The sequence below is a fragment of the Streptomyces spororaveus genome, assembly GCF_016755875.1.
Taxonomy (GTDB): Bacteria; Actinomycetota; Actinomycetes; order Streptomycetales; family Streptomycetaceae; genus Streptomyces; species Streptomyces spororaveus.
Map to the genome: position 1 here is coordinate 5155571 of NZ_BNED01000005.1, position 22717 is coordinate 5178287.

The following is a 22717-nucleotide window of genomic DNA, read 5'->3' on the forward strand; positions in this document are numbered from 1 at the left end:
GCCGTCATCAGGACCTCCGGGGCGGGCGATTTCAAGCCACCGCCAAGCCGGTTCGCAGCGCCCGCGTCGGAAAATCCCGAGGAAAACTTCTGCTATTCGGCCAACCGCCGGACGCCCCCGGCCCTACGCTGATGCGTGACACCGGTGGGGGCCGGTGTTGATTCAGGGGTCGAGACAAGTCGGGTACGTCGTCCGGTCCGGGGTAGTGCAGAGATGTCACGGCGGCGGCCGGGGCAGCTGCGGATCACCCGGTCCGGGCGCCGTACCCGCCGTCGTCCGTTCCCCTACCCTTGGGGGTTTTGTGGTTCGTATCCGGGTTCTCGTCGTCGACGATCACCGCATCTTCGCCGAATCGCTCGCAGCCGCGCTCGCGGCCGAGCCGGACGTGGACGTGTCCGCGGCCGGCAGCGGCCCCGCCGCGCTGCGCTGCCTCGAACGCGCGGCGGCCGAGGGCCGGCGCTTCGACGTCCTGCTGGTCGACGCCGATCTCGGCGCGGTCCCGGGGGCCGTGCCCGCCCAGCGGGAGTCCGGCTCCGGGCCACCGCATCCCGGCTCGGACGGGATCGCGCTGGTCGCAGGGGTGCGGGTGACCCACCCCGGGGTCCGTACGGTCGTGCTCGCCGAGCGCGACGACCCCCGCCGGGCCGCCCTCGCGCTCCAGGCGGGAGCCTCGGGATGGGTGGCGAAGGACTGCTCGCTCTCCCGGCTGCTGGCCGTGATCCGCGGGGTCCTGCGCGAGGAGACCCACCTGCCGCCCGCCCTGCTCACCGGGGTGCTCCGGGAACTGACGGCGGCGCGCAAGCACCGTACGGACAGCGAACGGCTGGTGGAGTCGCTGACCCCGCGCGAACACGAGGTGCTGCGCTGCATGGTGGCGGGGCTGGGCCGCAAGGACGTGGCGGCGAGGCTGTTCCTGTCCCCGCACACGGTCCGCACGCACATGCAGAACGTGCTGGGCAAGCTCGGGGTGCACTCCACGCTGGCCGCGGTGGCACTGGCCCGGCGGGCCGGCGTACGACCGGCGGACCTAGCCGGGGATGTTGTCGAACGGAGCGGTCAACTGGCGTAGCAGCCCGGCGAGATCGCCGCGCTGGTTCTGGGAGAGCTGGGCCAGGATCGCCCGTTCCTGGGCCAGCAGCCCGGCAAGGGCCTGGTCGGCGCGGTCCCGGCCCTCGGGGGTGAGTCGCACCAGGACCCCCCGGCGGTCGCTGGGGTCCGGGAGCCGTTCGACGAGGCCCTTCTTGGCGAGCCGGTCGATGCGGTTGGTCATGGTGCCCGAGGTGACCAGCGTCTGGGTCAACAGCTGGCCGGGGGAGAGCTGGTAGGGCGCACCGGCGCGGCGCAGCGAGGTCAGGACGTCGAACTCCCACGGCTCCAGGCCGTGCTCGGAGAAGGCCAGCCTGCGGGCGCGGTCGAGGTGGCGCGCGAGCCTGCTGACGCGGCTCAGTACCTCGAGCGGTTCCACGTCGAGGTCAGGGCGTTCCCGCCGCCATGCCGCCACCAGTCGGTCGACCTCGTCCTCCATGCCGATCAGTGTAAGGGGTCTGTCGATGTGAAGTCTCTTCATACCGAGTATCTCGATCACGAGTATCTTGACATCGAGATATAAATGAAGCGAGCATGGGGCATGGAGGGGGCCGGAACGGATTCCGCTTCCGATCGCCCCGCCAGCAGGGAGGCTCGAACATGTATTCCGATACCGCGCGCGCCGGGACCCCCACGTCCACCGCGCCATCCGCCCCCACCTGGGATCCCCAGCAGTACCTCCGGCACTCGGGCCACCGCACACGGCCCTTCCTCGACCTGCTCACCCGCATACCCGAGCTCCCCCACCGTCCCGCCCGTATCGCCGACCTCGGCTGCGGCCCCGGCAACGTCACCACCCTCCTCACCGAACGCTGGCCCGAGGCCCGCGTCACCGGTTTCGACCTCTCCCCCGAGATGCTCCACCGCGCCGGGGAGGAGCACGCCGGGCCCACGCCCGGCGGCGGCAGCCTCGACTTCCGCCACGGCGACCTCGCCACCTGGCTGCCCGAGGAGCCCTACGACCTGATCGTCTCCAACGCCGCGCTCCAGTGGGTCCCGAACCACCCCGGCTCCTTCGGTGCCTGGATCAACGGACTGCGCCCCGGCGGCACCTTCGCCTTCCAGATCCCCGGCAACTTCACGGCACCCAGCCACGCCCTCCTCGCGCAGCAGTGCGACACCCCGCGCTGGCGGTCCCGGCTCGCCGGCCACGGCGCCCGTTACATCCACCTCCTCGAACCCGCCGAATACCTCGCCCGGTTCACCGAGCTCGGCTGCGAGGCCGACATCTGGGAGACCACCTACCACCAGCTGCTCCAGGGCCCCGACCCCGTGCTCGACTGGGTCAAGGGCACCGCCCTGCGGCCCGTCCTCACCGCCCTCGGCGACGACCGCGACGCCGTGGACGCCTTCCTCACCGAATACCGCGACCGGCTGCGCGCGGCCTACCCGACCGGCCCGCGCGGCACCGTCTTCCCGTTCCGCCGCATCTTCGCCGTAGCCCGCAAGGAGGCATGACCGTGCTGACCGCCGTCGACCACGTACAACTCGCCGCGCCGCCGGACTCGGAGGACCGGCTCCGCGCGTACTACACCGACGTCCTCGGCATGACCGAGATCCCCAAGCCGCCCGTCCTCGCCGCCCGCGGGGGCTGCTGGTTCGCCGCCGGTCCGGTCCAGCTGCACCTCGGCGTCGAAGAGGACTTCCGGCCCGCCCGCAAGGCCCATCCGGGGCTCAGGGTGACCGACATCGAGGCGTACGCGAGCAGACTGCGGGAGCGGGGGGCCACGGTCGTCTGGGACGACAACCTGCCGGGCCACCGCCGCTTCTACTCGGAAGACCCCGTCGGCAACCGGCTCGAATTCCTGGAACGCCACCACCCGGAACCCGCGGCGCCGGAACCCTGCGCCTGAGACGCACCGCACGACGGCGCCCCGCCACCGGATCTCCGGTGACGGGGCGCCGTCGTCGTACCGCGGACTCCGCGCTCAGTTCTTGCGCCGGCCCACCAGCTGCGGCTTCGACTCCAGCCCGTCCAGCCCGTGCCAGGCCAGGTTCACCAGGTGCGCCGCCACCTCCGCCTTCTTGGGCCGGCGCACGTCCAGCCACCACTGCCCGGTCAGCGCCACCATCCCGACCAGCGCCTGCGCGTACAGCGGCGCCAGCTTCGGGTCGAAGCCCCGCGCCTTGAACTCCAGACCCAGGATGTCCTCGACCTGAGTGGCGATATCGCTGATCAGCGACGCGAACGTGCCCGTCGACTGCGCGACCGGCGAATCCCGCACGAGGATCCGGAAACCGTCCGTGTACGACTCGATGTAGTCCAGCAGCGCGAACGCCGCCTGCTCCAGCAGCTCCCGCGGGTGCCCGGCCGTCAGCGCACCCGTCACCCCGTCCAGCAGCTGGCGCATCTCCCGGTCCACGACGACCGCGTACAGCCCCTCCTTGCCGCCGAAGTGCTCGTACACCACCGGCTTGGACACCCCGGCCTTCGCCGCGATCTCCTCCACCGAGGTGCCTTCGAAGCCCTTCTCCGCGAACAGGGTCCGGCCGATGTCCAGCAGTTGCTGGCGCCGCTCCGCGCCCGTCATCCGTACCCGGCGGCCGCGCCTGGGCTTGTCGCTGCTGGAATTACTGCCGTCGATCGCCACGCCCCCCATCATGCCGCGTTCGACTCGTTTTCCCTGCGCCGGGCGTCGATGCGGGCCGCCGACGGCCAGCGGACGTCCGTCGCCCAGCCCAGCTGCTCGAACCAGCGGATCAGCCGGGCGCTGGAGTCGACCTGGCCGCGCAGCACACCGTGCCGCGCCGACGTCGGGTCGGCGTGGTGCAGGTTGTGCCAGGACTCCCCGCACGACAGCACCGCCAGCCACCACACGTTCCCGCTGCGGTCCCGGGACTTGAACGGCCGCTTGCCCACCGCGTGGCAGATCGAGTTGATCGACCACGTCACGTGGTGCAGCAGCGCGACCCGCACCAGGGACCCCCAGAAGAACGCCGTGAACGCGCCCCACCACGACATCGTCACCAGGCCGCCCACCAGCGGCGGGATCGCCAGCGAGAACACCGTCCAGAAGATGAAGTCCCGCGAGATCCGGCGGATCGCCGGGTCCTTGACCAGGTCGGGGGCGTACTTCTGCTGATCGGTCTGCTCCTCGTCGAACAGCCACCCGATGTGCGCCCACCACAGCCCCTTCATCAGGGCCGGCAGCGTCTCCCCGAACCGCCACGGCGAATGCGGGTCACCCTCGTGGTCCGAGAACTTGTGGTGCTTGCGGTGGTCCGCCACCCAGCGCACCAGCGGACCCTCCACCGCCATCGACCCCATCACCGCGAGCACGATCCGCAGCGGCCGCTTCGCCTTGAAGGACCCGTGCGTGAAGTAGCGGTGGAAACCGATGGTAATCCCGTGGCAGGCCAGGAAGTACATGAAGACCATCAGGCCCAGGTCCAGCCAGCTCACCCCCCAGCCCCACGCCAGCGGCACCGCCGCCAGCACGGCCACGAAGGGCACGGTGATGAACAGCAGCAGGGCGATCTGCTCGATGGAGCGCTTGCTCTCGCCGCCCAGTGTCGCGGACGGCTCGGACGGGTCGGAGGGCGCGGAGCCACCCTCGATCAGATCGGGACTGGTGGTCATGGGTGTCCCCTGGGGGGTGAGAGAAGTCGGCGGGCTCCCTGGTTACGAAACCCTACGGACCCGTAACCTACGGCATCGTAAGTATGGCAAAGGCGGGTCCGCAGGCAAGGGGGGCAGCGCCGGGAGAAGGAGCGCGCGCGAGGTGTTCACGCGCCGCCTGATGAGACGTTTGCCCAGGCACACGCCTCGGACACCTATCCTGTGTCCCGTCGGACAGCGCGGTCCGCACGGGCAGCCCGAGCTGCGCATCAGGAGCGGAGATCCCGCCCCCGGACGTAATCCGGGGCAGGCATCACCGCACGTCGCCGGGAGCCCACCGCCCAGTAGCGCTCGAACACTGCAAGGAGCCGCACCTGTGAGCAGTGCTGACCAGGCCCCCCAGGGCCAGGCCCCCGTCACCCCGGCCGCCACCGCCAACGCGGAACTGCGCGCGGACATCCGCCGCCTCGGCGACCTCCTCGGGGAGACCCTCGTACGCCAGGAAGGCCAGGACCTCCTCGATCTCGTCGAGCGCGTCCGCGCCCTCACCCGCACCGACGGCGAGGCCGCCGCCGCCCTGCTCGGCGACACCGACCTGGAGACCGCCGCCAAGCTCGTACGCGCCTTCTCCACCTACTTCCACCTCGCCAACGTCACCGAGCAGGTGCACCGCGGCAAGGAACTGCGCGCCCACCGTGCCGCCGAAGGCGGGCTCCTCGCCCGCACCGCCGACATGCTGAAGGACGCCGACCCCGAACACCTGCGCGAGACGGTCAAGAACCTCAACGTCCGCCCCGTCTTCACCGCACACCCCACCGAGGCGGCCCGCCGCAGCGTCCTCAACAAGCTGCGCCGCATCGCCACCCTGCTGGAGGAGCCCGTCACCGGCGCCGGCGACCGCCGCCGCCACGACCTGCGCCTCGCCGAGAACATCGACCTCGTCTGGCAGACCGACGAACTGCGCGTCGTGCGCCCCGAGCCCGCCGACGAGGCCCGCAACGCCATCTACTACCTCGACGAGCTCCACGCCGGCGCCGTCGGCGACGTCCTCGAGGACCTCGCCGCCGAGCTCCAGCGCGTCGGCGTCGAGATCCCCGCCGGCACCCGCCCGCTGACCTTCGGCACCTGGATCGGCGGCGACCGCGACGGCAACCCCAACGTCACCCCCGAGGTCACCCGCGACGTGCTGATCCTCCAGCACGAGCACGGCATCACCGACGCCCTCGAACTCATCGACTACCTGCGCGGACTCCTCTCCAACTCCATCCGCTACACCGGAGCCACCGAGGAACTCCTCGCCTCCCTCCAGGCCGACCTGGAACGCCTCCCCGAGATCAGCCCGCGCTACAAGCGGCTGAACGCCGAGGAGCCGTACCGGCTCAAGGCCACCTGCATCCGGCAGAAGCTCCTCAACACCCGCGAGCGCCTCGCCAAGGGCATCCCGCACGAGGAGGGCCGCGACTACCTCGGCACCGCCGAGCTGCTCACCGACCTCACCCTCATCCAGACCTCCCTGCGCGAACACCGCGGCGCACTCTTCGCCGACGGCCGCATGGACCGCACCATCCGCACCCTCGCCGCCTTCGGCCTCCAGCTCGCGACCATGGACGTACGCGAACACGCCGACGCCCACCACCACGCCCTCGGCCAGCTCTTCGACCGGCTCGGCGAGGAATCCTGGCGCTACGCCGACATGCCCCGCGAGTACCGGCAGAAGCTCCTCGCCAAGGAACTGCGCTCCCGCCGTCCGCTGGCCCCCACCCCGGCACCGCTCGACGCCGCCGGCGCCAAGACCCTCGGCGTCTTCGGCGCGATCAAGGACGCCTTCGAGAAGTTCGGCCCCGAGGTCATCGAGTCCTACATCATCTCGATGTGCCAGGGCGCCGACGACGTCTTCGCCGCCGCCGTCCTCGCCCGCGAGGCCGGCCTCATCGACCTCCACACCGGCTGGGCCAAGATCGGCATCGTCCCGCTCCTGGAGACCACCGACGAGCTGCGCGCCGCCGACGTCATCCTCGACGAGATGCTCGCCGACCCCTCCTACCGCCGGCTCGTCTCCCTGCGCGGCGACGTCCAGGAGGTCATGCTCGGCTACTCCGACTCCTCCAAGTTCGGCGGCATCACCACCTCCCAGTGGGAGATCCACCGCGCCCAGCGCCGGCTCCGCGACGTCGCCCACCGCTACGGCGTGCGCCTGCGCCTCTTCCACGGCCGCGGCGGCACCGTCGGCCGCGGCGGCGGCCCCTCCCACGACGCGATCCTCGCCCAGCCCTGGGGCACCCTCGAAGGCGAGATCAAGGTCACCGAGCAGGGCGAGGTCATCTCCGACAAGTACCTGGTCCCCTCGCTGGCCCGCGAGAACCTCGAACTGACCGTCGCGGCCACCCTGCAGGCCTCCGCCCTGCACACCGCGCCCCGCCAGTCCGACGAGGCCCTCACCCGCTGGGACGCCGCCATGGACGTCGTCTCCGACGCCGCCCACGCCGCGTACCGCGAGCTCGTCGAGGACCCGGACCTGCCCTCGTACTTCTTCGCCGCGACCCCCGTCGACCAGCTCGCCGACCTCCACCTCGGCTCCCGGCCCTCCCGCCGCCCCGACTCCGGCGCCGGCCTCGACGGCCTGCGCGCCATCCCGTGGGTCTTCGGCTGGACCCAGTCCCGCCAGATCGTCCCCGGCTGGTACGGCGTCGGCTCCGGCCTCAAGGCCCTGCGCGAGGCCGGCCAGGAGGACGTCCTCGCCGAGATGGGCGGACGCTGGCACTTCTTCCGCAACTTCCTGTCCAACGTCGAGATGACGCTGGCCAAGACCGACCTGCGGATCGCCCGCCACTACGTCGACACCCTCGTGCCCGACCACCTCAAGCACGTCTTCGCGCGCATCGAGGCCGAGCACGAGCTCACCGTCCGCGAGGTCCTGCGCATCACCGGCGCCGAAGAACTCCTCGGCTCGAACCCGGTGCTCCAGCAGACCTTCGCCGTACGCGACGCCTACCTGGACCCGATCTCCTACCTCCAGGTCTCCCTGCTGGCCCGTCAGCGCGCCGCGGCCGCCCAGGGCGAGGAAGCCGACCCGCTGCTCGCCCGCGCCCTGCTCCTCACGGTCAACGGCGTCGCCGCGGGCCTGCGCAACACCGGCTGACGCGCAGCCCCGGTATCCGTGTCCGTCACCCTTTGCGATGACGGACACGGATACCGGGCTCCGCCGCATCCGGCAGCGACGAGGATCGCACCATGGGACGAACGTGGCCTCGGCCTCCGGTGGAGGGGTACGTCGTCGAAGACCTCATGGCGTTGCCCGGTCTCCCGCGGCACACCGAACCGATCGAATATGCAGCCGCCGGCATCCCGAGTTCCTGGCGGGTCGAGGGCGGGGAGGGCCGCCCCCCGCTCGTGCACCTCTTCCGGTGGACCCGGTCAACCGGACCTACGCGCACACGGGTGCCCAGCGGGGCGTGGTCACGACCGACGTCCCCTTCCGGATGGAGATCGATCTGACCCGGGTCGACGAGCAGCTGTAGCCCGTCAGGAGTTGTACGCGGACTGGGCCCGCTCCAGGCCCTCCTGGATCAGGCACTCCACCGAGTCCGCGGCCCGGTCCACGAACCAGTCCAGCTCCTTGCGCTCCGTGGACGAGAAGTCCTTCAGCACGAAGTCCGCGACCTGCATCCGGCCCGGCGGCCGCCCGATCCCGCACCGCACCCGGTGGTAGTCGGGGCCCATGGACTTGGTCATCGACTTCAGGCCGTTGTGCCCGTTGTCCCCGCCGCCCAGCTTCAGCCGCAGCGTCGGGTAGTCGATGTCCAGCTCGTCGTGGACGGCGACGATCCGCTCCAGCGGCACCTTGTAGAAGTCGCGCAGCGCCGTCACCGGACCACCCGACAGGTTCATGTACGTCATCGGCTTGGCCAGCACCACCCGGCGGTTCGCCGGCCCCGGCGGACCCATCCGGCCCTCGACCACCTGGGCCCGGGCCTTGTGCGCCTTGAACTTCCCGCCGATCCGCTCGGCCAGCAGGTCGGCCACCATGAACCCGATGTTGTGGCGGTTGCCCGCGTACTCCGGTCCCGGGTTCCCCAGGCCCACGATCAGCCAGGGTGCCGCGTCGTCCGACATCAAAAGCTCCTCGGTTCCTCTACGAAGACGACCGCCGTCCCGCTCCAGTGGAGCCGGACGGCGGTCGGTCAGCAACTGCTGAGGGGGTGGGGCGAGGCTCAGGCCTCTTCGCCCTCGGCGGCCTCGGCGGCCGGCTCCTCGGCCTGCGGGGCCACGACCTGCAGGACGGCGATGTCGCCGTCGACGGCCAGGGTGGTGCCGGCCGGGAGGACCAGGTCCGAGGCGTGGATGGTCGCACCGGCCTCGAGGCCCGCGATGGAGACGGTGACCTCGGTCGGGATGTGCGTGGCCTCGGCCTCGACGGAGATGGTGTTCTGGAGGGTCTCCAGCATGTTGCCGCCGGCGGCCAGCTCGCCCTCGGTGACGATCGCGACGTCGACGGTGACCTTCTCGCCCTTCTTGACGATCAGGAAGTCGACGTGGGAGATCGAGCGCTTCAGCGGGTGCTTCTGCACGGCCTTCGGGATGACCAGCTCGGTGCCCGCGTCGCCCAGGTCCAGGGAGATCAGGACGTTCGGGGTACGCAGCGCCAGCTGGAGGGAGTGGGCGTCGACGTTGACGTGCTTCGGGGCGGTGCCGTGACCGTAGATGACACCGGGGGTCAGGGCGTCGCGACGGGCCTGGCGGGCAGAGCCCTTGCCGAAGGTGTCACGGATCTTGGCGGAAAGCTTGACCTCGGACATGCTCACTCCTCGTGGGGTGACGGAAATGGACTGAAGTCACCCGGCCGGAACGGCCTGCTACGAAGAGCGCGTCGATAACGGAGCATCCGTACCGGAACAGGTACGGCCTCCCTCGCCGAGCAACTCATGGAGTGTACCCGGCGGGGGAGGCCGCACCAAAAGGATCTACCGCGGAACGGTTACTGCTGCTCCTCGAACAGGCTCGTGACCGAGCCGTCCTCGAAGACCTCGCGGACCGCGCGCGCGATCATCGGGGCGATCGACAGCACCGTGATCTTGTCGAGCTCCAGGTCGGACGGGTCCGGCAGGGTGTTCGTGAAGACGAACTCGCTGACCTTGGAGTTCTTCAGGCGATCGGCCGCCGGGCCCGACAGGATGCCGTGCGTGGCCGTCACGATGACGTCCTCCGCGCCGTGCGCGAACAGCGCGTCGGCCGCGGCGCAGATGGTGCCACCGGTGTCGATCATGTCGTCGACCAGGACGCAGACGCGGCCCTTGACCTCACCGACGACCTCGTGGACGGTCACCTGGTTGGCGACGTCCTTGTCGCGGCGCTTGTGCACGATCGCCAGCGGCGCGTCCAGACGGTCGCACCAGCGGTCGGCCACACGCACACGGCCGGCGTCCGGGGACACGATCGTGAGCTTCGTACGGTCCACCTTGGCGCCGACGTAGTCCGCGAGGACGTTCAGGGCCGACAGGTGGTCCACCGGGCCGTCGAAGAAGCCCTGGATCTGGTCCGTGTGCAGATCGACCGTGAGGATGCGGTCCGCACCCGCGGTCTTCAGCAGATCGGCCACCAGGCGCGCCGAGATCGGCTCGCGGCCCTTGTGCTTCTTGTCCTGACGGGCGTACCCGTAGGACGGGACGATCACGGTGATGGAGCGTGCCGACGCGCGCTTCAGCGCGTCGATCATGATCAGCTGCTCCATGATCCACTTGTTGATCGGAGCCGTGTGGCTCTGGATCAGGAAGCAGTCCGCGCCGCGCGCCGACTCCTGGAAGCGGACGTAGATCTCGCCGTTCGCGAAGTCGAAAGCCTTGGTCGGCACGAGGGCGACGCCCAGCTGATGCGCAACCTCCTCGGCCAGCTCGGGGTGGGCGCGGCCGGAGAAGAGCATCAGCTTCTTCTCGCCGGTCGTCTTGATCCCGGTCACAGCACAGTCTCCTCAGACGTGTTGAAGCTGCTCGCCCCCATGTGCGTCCGTCCCGCACACGGTGAGCCAGCCGAATTGCGTGCACCTATCACGGTACGCCGTCGCGGGCGTACCTGTTTCCGGTCAGTTCACCTCAAGGGCGCTCGGCGTCCTCCGAGGCCGCCGACTGCGCCGCCGTGGCGGCGGCACTGCCCGGACGCTTACGGGCCACCCAGCCCTCGATATTCCGCTGCTGGCCACGGGCCACGGCCAGGGCGCCGGGCGGCACATCCTTGGTGATCACGGATCCGGCGGCCGTGTAGGCGCCGTCCCCGATCGTGACGGGAGCCACAAACATGTTGTCCGAACCCGTCTTGCAATGTGAGCCGACGGTGGTGTGGTGCTTGTGCTCACCGTCGTAGTTCACGAAGACGCTCGCGGCACCGATGTTCGTGTACTCGCCGATCGTCGCGTCGCCCACGTACGACAGGTGGGGGACCTTGGTGCCCTCGCCGATCGTGGCGTTCTTCATCTCGACGTACGTACCGGCCTTCGCCTTCGCGCCGAGGTTCGTGCCCGGGCGCAGGTACGCGAAGGGACCCACGCTCGCCTGCGGACCCACGACCGCGCTCTCGGCGACCGTGTTGTCCACCCGGGCGCCCGCGCCCACGTGGGTGTCCTTCAGCCGGGAGTTGGGGCCGACCTCGGCGCCCTCCGCGATGTGCGTGGCACCCAGCAGCTGGGTGCCGGGGTGCACGATCGCGTCCTGGCCGAAGGTGACGGTCACGTCGATGAAGGTGCCGGCCGGGTCGACGACCGTCACGCCCGCGAGCATGGCCCGCTCCAGCAGGCGCGCGTTCAGCAGGGCACGGGCCTCGGCGAGCTGCACACGGTTGTTGATCCCCAGGATCTGCCGGTGGTCGCTGCCGACGGCCGCGCCCACGCGGTGCCCGGCCTCGCGCAGGATGCCGAGGACGTCGGTGAGGTACTCCTCGCCCTGGCTGTTGTCGGTGCGCACCTTGCCGAGCGCGTCGGCCAGCAGAGCGCCGTCGAAGGCGAAGACGCCCGAGTTGATCTCGCGGATCGCACGCTGGGCGTCGGTGGCGTCCTTGTGCTCGACGATGGCCGTCACGGCGCCGCCGGCGTCGCGGACGATACGCCCGTAGCCGGTGGAGTCCGGGACCTCGGCGGTCAGCACGGTGACGGCGTTGCCGTCGGCCTCGTGCGTCCGCGCGAGGCCGGCCAGGGTCTCCCCGGTCAGCAGCGGGGTGTCGCCGCAGACGACGATCACGGTGCCGGTGACGACGCCGCCGAGCTCTTCGAGGGCCATCCGGACGGCGTGCCCGGTGCCGTTCTGCTCGTACTGGACGGCGGTGCGGACGTCGGCGTCGACGCCGGCCAGGTGCGCGGTGACCTGCTCCCGGGCGTGCCCGACGACCACGACGAGGTGCTCGGGGTCGAGCTCACGGGAGGCGGCGACGACGTGACCGACGAGCGAGCGCCCGCAGATCTCGTGGAGAACCTTGGGAGTCGCCGACTTCATGCGGGTGCCTTCACCCGCTGCGAGTACGACGACGGCTGCCGGGCGGTTGGCGCTCACGGGGATGCCCTTCGGCTTCGGGGGTGGACCCGTGAAGGATACCGGGGTGCCGGCGACGCCGAACGAACGCGGGTCCCGACCGCCACGGTCAGGACCCGAAAAGGATGGAGCTCCCCCGCCAGGACTCGAACCCGGACATAAGGCACCAAAAGCCTCAGTGCTGCCAATTACACCACAGGGGACTATTTTCGACTGAATCGGACAACTCGCCTGGTGATCTAGTCGATGGCTCCTACTATGCCGCACCAGGCGCCTTCGACGCGACGGTACAAAACCGAGCCCTGCGGAACGTATGAGGGGTCGTCCTTCGCGTTCGGGCGCTTCGTTCGATTGCCGGCGGTTCTCGGGATTTTCGTTCGACCGCGCGCAAGGGGCGCTGCGTACGCTGGACGGCATGACCAAAACGGGGGAAGTAGAAGGCCGCGCCGGGCCGCCTTTGTGGTGGGCGAGGCGGCGGGATGCCGTGGGGGACGTGGTGCTCGGCGGGGTGTCCGCCGTCGAGTGTGCGTGGGAGGGCGTGCTCTTCGCCGCCGAGGTGGGGCTGCCGGCGGCGGTGGGCGCGCTGTTCGGGTTCGTGGTGGGGGCCACGCTCGTGCTGCGGCGGCGGTGGCCGATCGCGGTGGTGCTCGTGGGGATCGCGGTCTCGCCGGCCGCAATGGGGTTCCTGCTGGCGGTGGTCGGGATGTACACGCTGGCCTCCTCGGAGGTGCCGCGGCGGATCACGGCCGCGTTGGCCTCGATCTCGCTGGCCGCGACCTTCGTCGTGATGTACCTGCGCACCCGCGGGGACGTGGAGGCGGACGCGACGCTCGTGGTCGTGCTGTCCGTGTTCGTCGCGGTGGCGCTGACCGTGCCGCCGGTGCTGTTCGGGCTCTACATCGGGGCCCGGCGGCGGCTGATGGAGAGCCTGCAGGAACGCGCGGACTCGCTGGAGCGGGAGCTGTCGCTGCTGGCGGACCGGGCGGAGGAGCGGGCCGAGTGGGCCCGTACGGAGGAGCGCACGCGGATCGCGCGGGAGATGCACGACGTGGTCGCGCACCGGGTGTCGCTGATGGTGGTGCACGCGGCCGCGCTGGAAGCGGTGGTGGTCAAGGATCCCGCACGGGCGGCGAAGAACGCGGCCCTGGTGGGGGACATGGGGCGGCAGGCGTTGACGGAGCTGCGCGAGATGCTCGGCGTGCTCCGGGCGCCGTCCAAACCGGCCGTGCCGGATCCGGTGCCCGCCCCGGCCGTCGAGGCGGCGGCGTTCGCGGCGGGTGGGGAGGAGGGGCCCTCGCTCGGCGAGCTGGAGGCGCTGGTGGGCCAGTCCCGGCAGGCGGGGATGGCCGTGGAGATGCTGGTGCACGGTGAATGGGCGGCGTACGCGGCGGAGGTCGAGCAGACGGCGTTCCGCGTGGTGCAGGAGGCGCTCACCAACTGCCACAAGCACGCGCCGGGTGCGCGGGTCGTGGTGCGGCTCGCGCACCGGGCGGAGGAAGTCGCCATGCAGGTGGAGAACGGGCCGTGTGACGGGAAGGCTCCGGAGCCGGGGCTGCCGAGCGGGGGGAACGGGCTCGTCGGCATGCGGGAGCGTGTGCTGGGGCTGGGCGGGGTGTTCGTGTCCGGGCCGACGGACGCGGGTGGGTTCAAGGTGTCGGCGGTCCTGCCGGTTCGCTAGGCGCTGGGCCCTGGCCGGGGGGTGGTTGCCGGGGGCGGTGGTTGCCGGGGTGCGGCCCCGGGCCCCGCGCGGTTTGGCTCCGGCGGGGGCGGTTTCCGGGGTGCGGCCCCGGGGCCCGTGCGGTTTGGCTCCGGCGGGGGCGGTGGTTTCCGGGGTGCGGCCCCGGGCCCCGCGCCTCAATCGCCGGCGGGGCTGGTGGTGTGGGGTGGTGCCCCGCCGGAGTGTCTCCTCGGCTCGCGCCTGCGGCCGTGTGGTGCTGTGTCGGCCTGGGTTGCGCGCTCGTCCTGCGGGGACACTCCGCCGTGTCCCCACCCCACGGCAGGCCTTCGACAGTGCCCGGCCCGACGCAGGGGGAGCGGGGACGGGCAGGGGTGTCCCCGCAGGACGAGCGCGCAACCACCCCGAACGGGCCGACCCCGCCGCAGGCGCGAGCCGAGGAGACACCCCTGCCCGGCCCCGCGGACCAACCCGCACCACGCCAGGACCCCGCCCCGCCCGGGGCGACGGGGTTAGTGGTCAGTGGTGAGGCGGGTGGGCTGGAGGCCGGTCAGGAGGAGGGTGAGGGCCTCGTCGACGTTGGAGCCGAGGTACCAGTCGCCGGTGTGGTCGATGCCGTAGACGCGGCCCTCGCGGTCGAGGGCGAGGTGGGAGCCGCCGTCGGCTTCCACGCCCAGCGGGCAGAGCTGGGTGGACAGGGCCCGGCCGAGGTCGGCGAAGGTGCGGGCGAGGTGGATTCCGGTGAGCGGGTCGATCCGGACGGGCGTCGGGGCGATCTGGCGGCCGGAGCCGTGCGCGGTGACCGTCAGGCCGCCGAACTCGGCCCAGGCCTCGACGGCGGCGGGGAAGACGGTGTGCCGGTGTCCGGCGGGTGTGGTGTGGTCCCGGAGGGCGTCGGCCCAGTACTCGGCCTGCTTGATGTCCCACCGGCCGGGTTCCCAGCCGGCGGTGCGCAGGGCGGAGTCCACGGCGACCGGGAAGCGGGTGGCCGAGGAGCGGTCGTAGGAAGCGGAGGCGGTGGTCATGGCTACTCGGCTGGGGTGAGGTCGACGGAGCGTACGCCGAAGTGGGCGAGGAGTGCGTCGCAGGAGCGGCAGGGCGGTGCGTAGCTGCCGTGGAGGGGGTCGCCGTCCTCCCGGATGTGCCGGGCGGTGATCTTCGCGTGTTTGAGGGAGCGGCGGGCCTCGCTCGGTGAGAGGGGCTTGCGGGAGGCGCGTCGGGAGCGGGCTCCTTCGACGCCGGCGAGATGGCGGGAGAGCAGGATCGCCTCCGGGCACCGGCCGGTGAAACGTTCGCGCTGGCCGCTGGTGAGGGTGTCGAGGAAGTCCTGGACGAGCGGGTGGAGCGCGGGTGGCTGGTCGGCTTTGCCGGCGGTGCCGGTGAGGGTTTCGCCGCGTACGGAGAGGGCGGCGGCGACGGTGGGGAGGATGCCGTCGCGGCGGAAGCGCAGGACGGGCACGGCGGGGCGGCCGTCGGTGCTGCTCCAGCGCAGGCGGGGGTCGCCGGCGGGGCCGGTGGCTTCGCCGGCCGGGCCCGCGGCGCCCGGTGCGCCTGGTGCGTCCGGCGCGGTGTCGCCGGATTCTGTGCGTGTTGCCGTGTTGTGCATGGTCGCGCTTTCCCTCCCGTGGCGGCGGTGGTGACCGCTGTCGCTCACGCCCCCGTGCTGCGGGGACAGCCTGTCAAATGTCTCCTGTCATACGGAAGCGGGGTCGAATATTCGTATCAATTCGGATGTTCCTGGCCCTCGGGCGGGTGCGCCGGTCGGGTGCGGGTGAGGCTCTTGCCCCAGCGCATAGGCTGTGGTGAACCAGCCAGATCCAGCAGGGGGCTACCGCCATGACGACAGGTCGGCTCGGGCAGCAGGCCGCGCCACCCAACGCCGCTTACTCGGGGCAGGTCGTGCACTTCCCGGACCCGGTCCGGGCTGCTCGGCATCCTCACGGGGTGCGGATGGACGGCAATGGGCATCCGGACTTCTCCGCGTACGCGCGCGCGGCCGTGGAGATCGCCGAGCCGCCGGAGGGCTTCGGCGTGGACGAGTTGCGCCTCACGGACTGCGTGTCCGCGAACGCGGCGATGAAGGCCGCCGGGCACGAGCTCTGGGACACGGTCGGGCCGGTGGCGACCCCGCACGGCTGGACCTGGCACCACGTGGCCGGTTCGCGGCGGATGGAGCTGGTGCCGGTCGAGGTGAAGGCGCTGCTGCGGCACCACGCGGGCCTGGCGACGGCTCCGGTGGACCACGACAAGCGCGGGACGCGGCCGTTGCAGGAGGTGCGCCCGGCGCACATGGGGCTGCCGAAGTCGGTGGTGTCGGTCTCCGAGGAGCAGGTGCAGGGCGTCGAGGAGGATCTCGGCTACCGGCTGCCGGAGGCGTACCGCTCGTTCCTGAAGGCCGCGGGCGGCTGCGCGCCGGTGGGCGCGGGGCTGGACGTGGACCTCGGTCTGCTGGTGGACCAGCCGTTCTTCACGGTGCGTGAGGAGGCGGCGGTCAACGACCTGGTGTACGTCAACAAGTGTCTGCGGGACCACCTGACGAAGGACTACCTGTGTGTGGCCTTCGTTCAGGGCGGGCTGCTCGCGCTGAAGGTCAAGGGTGAGGGCATCGGCTCGGTGTGGTTCTCCCCGTACGACGATGCCCGTGACCGGGACGGCTGGTCGGTCCAGGAGCGCGTGGAGCGGTTGTTGCTGCCGTGCGGTGCTGATTTCGACGCCTTTCTCGAGCGGCTGGCCGGGAACCCGCCGGAGCTGGAGACGGTGGCCGGTCTGATGGTGGACGGCGGATTCGCACGTTCGGTTCCGGTGTCGGGTTCGGCACCGGTGGAGGGGTGAGCGCGCGATGGTGACCTTTGCGCAGGCGCAGGAGCGCGCCGAGGAGTGGATCAACGGGGACGTGCCCGCGTACCAGCACCGGGAGGTGCGCGTACGGGAGTTCGGGCTCGGGTTCGTGGTGTGGGCGGAGGACCGCGCGGCCGGTCCGGTGTCCGGTGGTGGGCGGCAGCGGCTGGTCATCGCGCGGGACAGCGGGGAGGTGACGCTGTGGCCGGGGCTGCCGGTGGGTGAGGTGATCCGCCGGTACGAGGAGGAGTACGGGGCCGTGGCCGCGGCCGTTTCGGAGGCTTCGGTTCCGCCGCCGCGGATCGACTCGGAGCAGACGTCGTTCATGCTCAGCCCGCCGGAGTGGCTGCAGGAGGCCGCGGACCGGGCGGGGATCGCGCCGAGGTCGACGCCCGCACCGGCTCCGGCCGCACCGGCCGATGTCACGCCCGTCGCCTCGTCCTCGTCCGAGCCCGCGCCGGCTCCCGCTCCGGCTCCGGCCGAGGCCGTGCCGCTGCGGCGCGGGGGTGAGATCCCGTACGAGCCCACGGCCAACGACGGTGTTCCCGCGTCGACCCCGACCCCGCCCCCGGCTCCGGCCGCGGCCGCCGTGCCGATCGGTGCCACGCCCTGGGCGGGCACCGATGTGAACTCCGGTACGGACGACGCGTCCGTACCGCTGCCCGCGACCGTGTTCGCGCCGCCGCTGTCCGGGTCGGACCTGGAGGACGCGCCGTCGTCCGGGGTGGCCCCGGAGGCGAAGACCACGCTGATGCCGGGCGGCAGCCAGCTGCCGAGGACCGCGATCGTGCCCGCACTGGGCTCGCCGGGCGGTCCTGCGGGCGGTGCGGGGGCGAGTGACATCGCCGACGCGCCGACCAGCAAGGCCCAGGTCTCCCGGCCGGGCGGCTCCGGCCCGGGTGCGGGCCGGCCGTCGACGCCGCCCGGTCCGCCGGGGGCTCCGGGGGCTCCTGGGTCGCTGGGTGGTGGGCTCGACCATGCCGCGACGATGCTGGCGGGTCCGGCCGTCACGGGTCAGCCGCCCGCGCCTCCGGGTCCGCCCGGTGCTCCGGGTGCGCCGCAGCCTCCCGGGCCTCCTGGTCCGCCGGGGGCTCCGGGGGCTCCTGGGTCGCTGGGTCGTGGGCTCGACCATGCCGCGACGATGCTGGCGGGTCCGGCCGTCACGGGTCAGCCGCCCGCGCCTCCGGGTCCGCCCGGTGCTCCGGGTGCGCCGCAGCCTCCCGGGCCTCCTGGTCCGCCGGGGGCTCCTGGGTCGCTGGGTCGTGGGCTCGACCATGCCGCGACGATGCTGGCCGGTCCGGCCGTCACGGGTCAGCCGCCCGCGCCTCCCGGTCCGCCCGGCGCCCCGGGTGCTCCGGGTGCTCCGGGTGCGCCCGGTGGCGGGGCCCATCACGCCGCCACCATGCTCGCGGGTCCCGGCGTACCGCAGCCGCCCGGCGCGCCCGGTGCCCCCGGCGGCGGGCTCGACCATGCCGCCACGATGCTGGCCGGTCCCGCCATGGGCGCGCCGGTGGGACCGCCCGGGCCGCCGCCCGGTGCGCCCGTTCCCCCCGGTGCCCCCGGAGGGCAGCCGCCGGTCCCGACCGGTGCGCCCACCGTCGGCCCCGGCTACCAGGCCGTGCTCCGGTACCGCGCGCCCGACGGCTCCGAGCAGCAGCTCATCCGCCGCTCGGCGCCCGGTACCCCGCACCCGGAGTGGCAGATCCTCTACGAGCTGCGCGCCATGAACGTGCCGCCGCAGCAGGTGCTGGAGCTGCACACCGAGCTGGAGTCCTGTGAGCTGCCCGGCGGTTACTGCGCCCGGATGATCCGGGAGACCTGGCCGCAGGTGCGGATCACGAGCGTGGCCCCGTACGGCAAGGACCACGCGGGCCGTCAGCAGGGCATGCGGCATCTGCTCACCCACCAGGGGGAGCTGCACCAGGTGGCGGACGGTCCGGCGCGCCCCGCGCCGGTGCGCGCGCCGCTGCCGCAGGTTCCGCTGCAGCCGGCGATCCCGCTGGAGGCCATCGGGCAGGAGCTGGCGGCGGCGTTCGGTCCGCAGGGCGTGTTCCGTTTCGACCAGCGGGCGGTGTCCCGTCAGGGTGTGCCGGAGATCGTGGCGCAGACGCTGATGTGGGCGGGCCTGCCCGTCGATTTCGGGCCGTTCTTCTGGGCGCAGGCGGTGCCGGGGCAGCCGGTGCCGACACTGGCCGAGCTGGCGGCGCAGCGGCAGGTGCAGCCGGCGACGGACGCGGGCTCGTACCTCGTGATCGGCAGCGATTTCGGCAAGGCGCTGTGTGTGCAGTACGGGACCGCGAACATCGTGGCGGTGCCGGTGGAAGGCGGGCCGGGTGGTGCTCCCGTACCGCCGCAGTTCGTGAACTCGAGCCTGCCGCAGTTCGTGCGCTCGATGGCGATGCTGGGCCACATGTGGCGGCTGCGCCAGCATCTGACGCCCGAGCAGGCGGGGCGCTGGACGGTCGACTTCCAGTCGAATCTGGCGGGGCTCGACAGTGCGGCGCTGTCCTCGCCGGAGAGCTGGTGGTCGGTGCTGCTGGAGCAGATGTGGGACGGACTGCTCTGATCGGCTGATCATGTGATCGACCGGATGGCCGGGTCGGGACCCTCGAACAGGGTCTCGGCCCGGCCATTCCGGCTTCTGGGATCAAATGGCGCATCCTTGACGGGAATCCCCGCGAGAGAGGCGCATCCAGGATGAGTGCACCCATTGCGACCGTGCGCGGTCGTGGCTACCGCATGGAAGAGGTCGACCGGTACCTCGCCCGGCTCTCGGGGAGCCGGGACGAGGCCTGGGAACGGGTGGCACGGCTGACCGTCCTGGCCAAGCAGATGGAGGCGGAGGCGGCGCGGCTGCGGGAGGCGGTGTCCGCGCTGGCACCGCAGACGTACGACGAGCTGAGCGAGCGGGCCCGGCGGATCCTGCTGCTGGCGGAGGAGGAGGCGGACGCCGTACGGGCGGACGCGCGGGTGGACGCCTCGGCGACGCTGGGCGCGGCCGAGGCGCGCGCCGACCGGGCGGCGGAACTCGCACGGGGCGACGCGGAGGCGGTGCGCGAGCAGACCGAGGTCCGGGCCCGGCAGGGGCTGCTGCGGGCCCAGCGCGAGGCGGACGCCGTACGGGCGGGGGCGCGGGAGGACGCGACGGCGTGGCGGACGCAGGCGGCGGCCGCGCTGGCCCAGACGCGGCGCCGGGTGGAGGCGGAGCGGGCGGAGCGCGAGCAGGAGCAGGCGGAGCGCCGGGAGGCGCAGGAGCGGGAACTGGCGGCGCGGGAGGCGGATCTGGAGGCGCGCCACGCGGAGCTGGAGCGGTACGCCGAGGCCCGCCTGGCCGAGGCCCGGCGGGATTTCGCCGAGGCGGAGGAGTCGGCACGGCACGGACAGGAGGACGCGGAGGCGCGGGCCGCCGAGCTGGTCGCGGAGGCCCGGGTGGCGGAGGAGCGGACCGGGCGCGAGACGCGGGGGATCCTGCGGGAGCACGGGGAGGCGGCGGAGGAGATGCGGGCGCACATGAACCACGTCCGCTCCAGCCTGGCGGCCCTGACGGGCCGGGCCCCGGCGGAAGGCTAGGCCGTCCCGTTCGGACGGGCCGTGATCTCAGGACCGTCCGGACGGGACGGCTCGGACGCGGGCGTCGAGGAAGTCCTCGATCAGCGGGGCGATCTGCGGGAGGTGGGTCTCCAGGGCGAAGTGGCCCGCGCCCTCGAAGATGTGCACCTCGGCTTCCGGGGCGTCGCGGAGGTAGGCCTTCGCGCCCGCCGGGGTGAAGAAGGGGTCGCCGGCGCCCCACACGACCAGCACCGGGATCCGGGCGGCGCGCAGCCAGGCCTGCCAGGCGGGGTAGTGGGCGAAGTTCGAGGCGTAGTCGAAGGCGAGGTCGGCCTGGGCGTCGGCGCGGCCCGGCAGGCCGAGGTGGCGCAGGTCCAGGATCCAGCTGTCGGGGGAGAGGAGGCCGGTGTCGGCGACGCCGGTCTCGTACTGGAAGCGGGTTCCCTCCAGGGTGAAGAGCCCCCGGACGCGTTCCTCGTCGCCGGGGACCTCGCGCCGGAGTCCGGCGAACTCGCGGGCCGCGTCGGAGAGGCCCTCCTCGTAGGCGTTGCCGTTCTGGACGATCAGGCCGGTCACCCGCTCCGGCCGGCGGGTGGCGAGCCGCAGTCCGACCGGGGCGCCGAAGTCGAAGACGTACAGGGCGAAGCGGTCCAGCCCGAGGACGTCGGTGAAGCCCTCCACGATGTCGGCGAGCCGGTCGAAGGTGTACGTGAACCCGGCCGGGGCCTCGGTGTGGCCGAAGCCGGGGTAGTCGGGGGCGATCAGGCGGTACGGGGTGTCGCCGAGGGCGTCCATCAGGCGGGCGAACTGGTGCGAAGCGGTGGGGAAGCCGTGCAGGAGCAGCAGGACGGGGCCGTCGGCGGGGCCGCTCTCGCGGTAGGCGACGCGGACCCCGTCCACGTCGGCGGTGCGGTGCCGGATGGTGGGAACGGTGCGGCGAACAGTCGTCATCACATGCCTCCTGCGTTCTTGTTTCCATTAGTCTTGCCTGTGATCGCTAATGGGTCAAGGGATTGTCGTAGCATTAGTCGGGTGACAGTGACCTTCCCGCTCACCGGTGAGCCCCTCGCACTGGACCTCCTCAACACCGAGGCCGCCACGGGCGACCTCGTCGCCGACCCGGCGGCGCTCACGGCCTGGCTGGCCGCGCAGGCCGGACGGCTGACCCCCGTCGACTCCGTGGGTGAGGCCGAGGTAGCCGCCGTCCGGGCCGTACGGGAGGCCGCGCGCCCGGCGCTCGACGCCGTGCGGCGCGGTGAGCGGCCCCCGGCCGCGGCGCTGCGCGCGCTGAACGAGGCCCTGGCCGCGGCGCCCTCGCACCGCGTGCTGGCCTGGGCGGAGGAGGGCGGGATCACCGCCGCCGCGCACCGGCCGGCGGACCCGGCCCGGAGGCTCGCGGCGGAGCTGGCCGAGGCGGTCGCGGAACTGCTGACGGACCCCCGGGCGGGGCAGGTGCGCGAGTGCGAGGCGCACGACTGCGTCCTGCTCTTCCTGCCGGCGCACCCCCGACGCCGCTGGTGTGTGGCGTCGGTCTGCGGCAACCGCGCCCGGGTGGCCCGCTACTACGCCCGCCACAAGGGCGATACGGACTGAGGCCGTGTGCCGGTCAGCCCGCCGGCCGCTGCTGGGCCGGGACGGCGGGCTTCGTCGGGGACTCGTAGCGGTACGGGTCGCTCCGCAGGCCGCGTGCCGTGACGACCACGGTGAACGGGGGTGTCCCCGGAGCCGGGAGGGTGGCCGTGAGGGCGCCCGTCAGGGGGTCGGTCAGGGTCGGCAGGGGGACGTCGTCGACGGTGAGGAGGGCGGGCGGGCCTGCGGGGTCCGGCGCGAAGCCGCCGCCCTCGACCGTCAGGCGCTCGCCCTCCAGCGTGACGTGCGTGATCACCGGGTTGGCGCGGACGGCCATCTTGTTGACCAGGTACGCGCCCGCCGGGGCGCCCGTCAGGGCCCACATTTCGGCGGGCAGGCGCGGCAGTCCGCCGCCCACGTCCGCGAGGAAGAACAGCACCACGTACAGCATGGTGACCGCGCTGAGGGTGACGTACTGGAGGTCCACGAGGTCGGTGCGCCCGCTGTCGTTCGCGATCAGCTCCCGCAGCGGCCGCCGCCCCGACGCCGTCGGCTTCGCGGCGGGCTTGGCCATGCTGCCGTGCTCCACCCGCAGGCCGACCACGGCCTTCGCGGCGATCAGGGCCACGTACGGGCCGCCGAGCAGCGGCAGGTACACCGTGGTCAGGGTGGACAGCGGGCCGTCGGTGCCCCGGAAGTACGCGATGCCGCCGCCCGCGGTGAGCCCGTAGCCGAGGATCGCCAGCAGCAGCCAGACCAGGACCACGGTCCAGGCGAGGGCGAGCGCCGTCGAGGTGGAGAGGCGGCCGTCGCGCCCGGTGACGAAGCCCGGGCTGCGGCGGAGCCGCAGGCAGATCGGGCCGGCCAGGGCGGCCAGTAACGCGAGTGCGCAGAGTGCGGATGCCATGTCGTCGTCCCCCCGGAAACGGT

General features: G+C 72.4%; 20 protein-coding genes and 1 tRNA gene. 9 read left to right on the forward strand and 12 right to left on the reverse strand.

Going from position 1 to position 22717, the window contains the following annotated elements; genetic code table 11:
• Positions 1-301: 301 nt before the first annotated feature.
• Positions 302-1069: a response regulator transcription factor gene (locus Sspor_RS25740; protein ID WP_202201244.1), complete on the forward strand. Its 768-nt coding sequence runs from the start codon at positions 302-304 to the stop codon at positions 1067-1069.
• Here the strand turns inward: Sspor_RS25740 and Sspor_RS25745 are convergent.
• Positions 1028-1525: a MarR family winged helix-turn-helix transcriptional regulator gene (locus tag Sspor_RS25745; RefSeq protein ID WP_030386194.1), complete on the reverse strand. Its 498-nt coding sequence runs from the start codon at positions 1523-1525 to the stop codon at positions 1028-1030. The genes Sspor_RS25740 and Sspor_RS25745 overlap by 42 nt on opposite strands.
• A 161-nt stretch (positions 1526-1686) precedes the next feature.
• Between Sspor_RS25745 and Sspor_RS25750 the strand changes: the two genes are divergently transcribed.
• Together Sspor_RS25750 and Sspor_RS25755 are read left to right on the forward strand one after the other, a co-directional pair.
• Positions 1687-2544 carry a trans-aconitate 2-methyltransferase gene (locus Sspor_RS25750; RefSeq protein ID WP_202201245.1) on the forward strand — a complete coding sequence of 286 codons (858 nt, stop codon included), beginning with the start codon at positions 1687-1689 and terminating at the stop codon, positions 2542-2544.
• A gap of 2 nt (positions 2545-2546) precedes the next feature.
• Positions 2547-2939, forward strand: coding sequence for a VOC family protein (locus Sspor_RS25755; RefSeq protein WP_202203863.1), 393 nt, complete (start codon positions 2547-2549; stop codon positions 2937-2939).
• Positions 2940-3014: 75 nt separating this feature from the next.
• Here the strand turns inward: Sspor_RS25755 and Sspor_RS25760 are convergent, their stop codons facing one another.
• Both Sspor_RS25760 and Sspor_RS25765 read right to left on the reverse strand, forming a co-directional pair.
• Positions 3015-3689, reverse strand: a complete 675-nt coding sequence (locus Sspor_RS25760; RefSeq protein ID WP_189735476.1) for a TetR/AcrR family transcriptional regulator — start codon at positions 3687-3689, stop codon at positions 3015-3017.
• Positions 3686-4666, reverse strand: a complete 981-nt coding sequence (locus Sspor_RS25765; RefSeq protein ID WP_202201246.1) for an acyl-CoA desaturase — start codon at positions 4664-4666, stop codon at positions 3686-3688. Before Sspor_RS25765 ends, Sspor_RS25760 begins: the two co-directional genes overlap by 4 nt.
• Positions 4667-5021: 355 nt before the next feature.
• Here Sspor_RS25765 and ppc point away from each other — a divergent pair, with 355 nt between their 5' ends.
• A complete protein-coding gene (gene ppc, locus Sspor_RS25770; protein ID WP_202201247.1) occupies positions 5022-7784 on the forward strand; it encodes a phosphoenolpyruvate carboxylase in 2763 nt (920 codons plus the stop codon).
• Between the two features lie 383 nt (positions 7785-8167).
• Here the strand turns inward: ppc and pth are convergent, their stop codons facing one another.
• From pth to Sspor_RS25800, 5 genes are all read right to left on the reverse strand, one after another.
• Positions 8168-8758 carry an aminoacyl-tRNA hydrolase gene (pth, locus tag Sspor_RS25780; RefSeq protein ID WP_030716980.1) on the reverse strand — a complete coding sequence of 197 codons (591 nt, stop codon included), beginning with the start codon at positions 8756-8758 and terminating at the stop codon, positions 8168-8170.
• A 98-nt stretch (positions 8759-8856) separates the two neighbouring features.
• Positions 8857-9441, reverse strand: coding sequence for a 50S ribosomal protein L25/general stress protein Ctc (locus Sspor_RS25785; protein ID WP_202201248.1), 585 nt, complete (start codon positions 9439-9441; stop codon positions 8857-8859).
• Positions 9442-9620: 179 nt separating this feature from the next.
• The gene (locus Sspor_RS25790; protein ID WP_030008898.1) at positions 9621-10598 is read right to left on the reverse strand and encodes a ribose-phosphate diphosphokinase; all 978 of its coding nucleotides are present in this window, start codon (positions 10596-10598) and stop codon (positions 9621-9623) included.
• A gap of 133 nt (positions 10599-10731) precedes the next feature.
• Positions 10732-12177 (reverse strand): bifunctional UDP-N-acetylglucosamine diphosphorylase/glucosamine-1-phosphate N-acetyltransferase GlmU, encoded by a 1446-nt coding sequence (gene glmU, locus Sspor_RS25795; RefSeq protein ID WP_202201249.1) that lies wholly within the window; start codon positions 12175-12177, stop codon positions 10732-10734.
• A 110-nt stretch (positions 12178-12287) separates the two neighbouring features.
• Positions 12288-12359: transfer RNA gene (locus Sspor_RS25800), tRNA-Gln, on the reverse strand.
• Positions 12360-12571: 212 nt separating this feature from the next.
• Between Sspor_RS25800 and Sspor_RS25805 the strand changes: the two genes are divergently transcribed.
• Positions 12572-13834 (forward strand): sensor histidine kinase, encoded by a 1263-nt coding sequence (locus Sspor_RS25805; protein WP_237404026.1) that lies wholly within the window; start codon positions 12572-12574, stop codon positions 13832-13834.
• A 509-nt stretch (positions 13835-14343) separates the two neighbouring features.
• Here the strand turns inward: Sspor_RS25805 and Sspor_RS25810 are convergent.
• A complete protein-coding gene (locus tag Sspor_RS25810; RefSeq protein ID WP_202201251.1) occupies positions 14344-14856 on the reverse strand; it encodes an SUKH-3 domain-containing protein in 513 nt (170 codons plus the stop codon).
• Positions 14857-14858: 2 nt separating this feature from the next.
• The gene (locus Sspor_RS25815) at positions 14859-15437 is read right to left on the reverse strand and encodes a YwqJ-related putative deaminase (protein WP_237404027.1); all 579 of its coding nucleotides are present in this window, start codon (positions 15435-15437) and stop codon (positions 14859-14861) included.
• Between the two features lie 230 nt (positions 15438-15667).
• On the opposite strand from Sspor_RS25815, the gene Sspor_RS25820 reads away from it, so the two are divergent.
• From Sspor_RS25820 to Sspor_RS25830, 3 genes are all read left to right on the forward strand, one after another.
• On the forward strand, positions 15668-16663 hold the full coding sequence (locus tag Sspor_RS25820) for an SMI1/KNR4 family protein (protein WP_202201252.1): 996 nt from the start codon (positions 15668-15670) through the stop codon (positions 16661-16663).
• A 7-nt stretch (positions 16664-16670) separates the two neighbouring features.
• The gene (locus Sspor_RS25825) at positions 16671-19235 is read left to right on the forward strand and encodes an SUKH-4 family immunity protein (RefSeq protein WP_202201253.1); all 2565 of its coding nucleotides are present in this window, start codon (positions 16671-16673) and stop codon (positions 19233-19235) included.
• A 131-nt stretch (positions 19236-19366) separates the two neighbouring features.
• Positions 19367-20239, forward strand: a complete 873-nt coding sequence (locus tag Sspor_RS25830; RefSeq protein WP_202201254.1) for a coiled-coil domain-containing protein — start codon at positions 19367-19369, stop codon at positions 20237-20239.
• A gap of 27 nt (positions 20240-20266) precedes the next feature.
• Here Sspor_RS25830 and Sspor_RS25835 read toward each other — a convergent pair whose 3' ends face one another.
• Positions 20267-21169: an alpha/beta fold hydrolase gene (locus Sspor_RS25835; protein WP_202201255.1), complete on the reverse strand. Its 903-nt coding sequence runs from the start codon at positions 21167-21169 to the stop codon at positions 20267-20269.
• A gap of 81 nt (positions 21170-21250) precedes the next feature.
• Here Sspor_RS25835 and Sspor_RS25840 point away from each other — a divergent pair, with 81 nt between their 5' ends.
• Positions 21251-21811, forward strand: coding sequence for a CGNR zinc finger domain-containing protein (locus tag Sspor_RS25840; RefSeq protein ID WP_202201256.1), 561 nt, complete (start codon positions 21251-21253; stop codon positions 21809-21811).
• 13 nt (positions 21812-21824) lie between these two features.
• On the opposite strand, the gene Sspor_RS25845 is transcribed toward Sspor_RS25840, so the two are convergent.
• The gene (locus Sspor_RS25845) at positions 21825-22694 is read right to left on the reverse strand and encodes a hypothetical protein (protein ID WP_237404028.1); all 870 of its coding nucleotides are present in this window, start codon (positions 22692-22694) and stop codon (positions 21825-21827) included.
• Positions 22695-22717 lie beyond the last annotated feature (23 nt).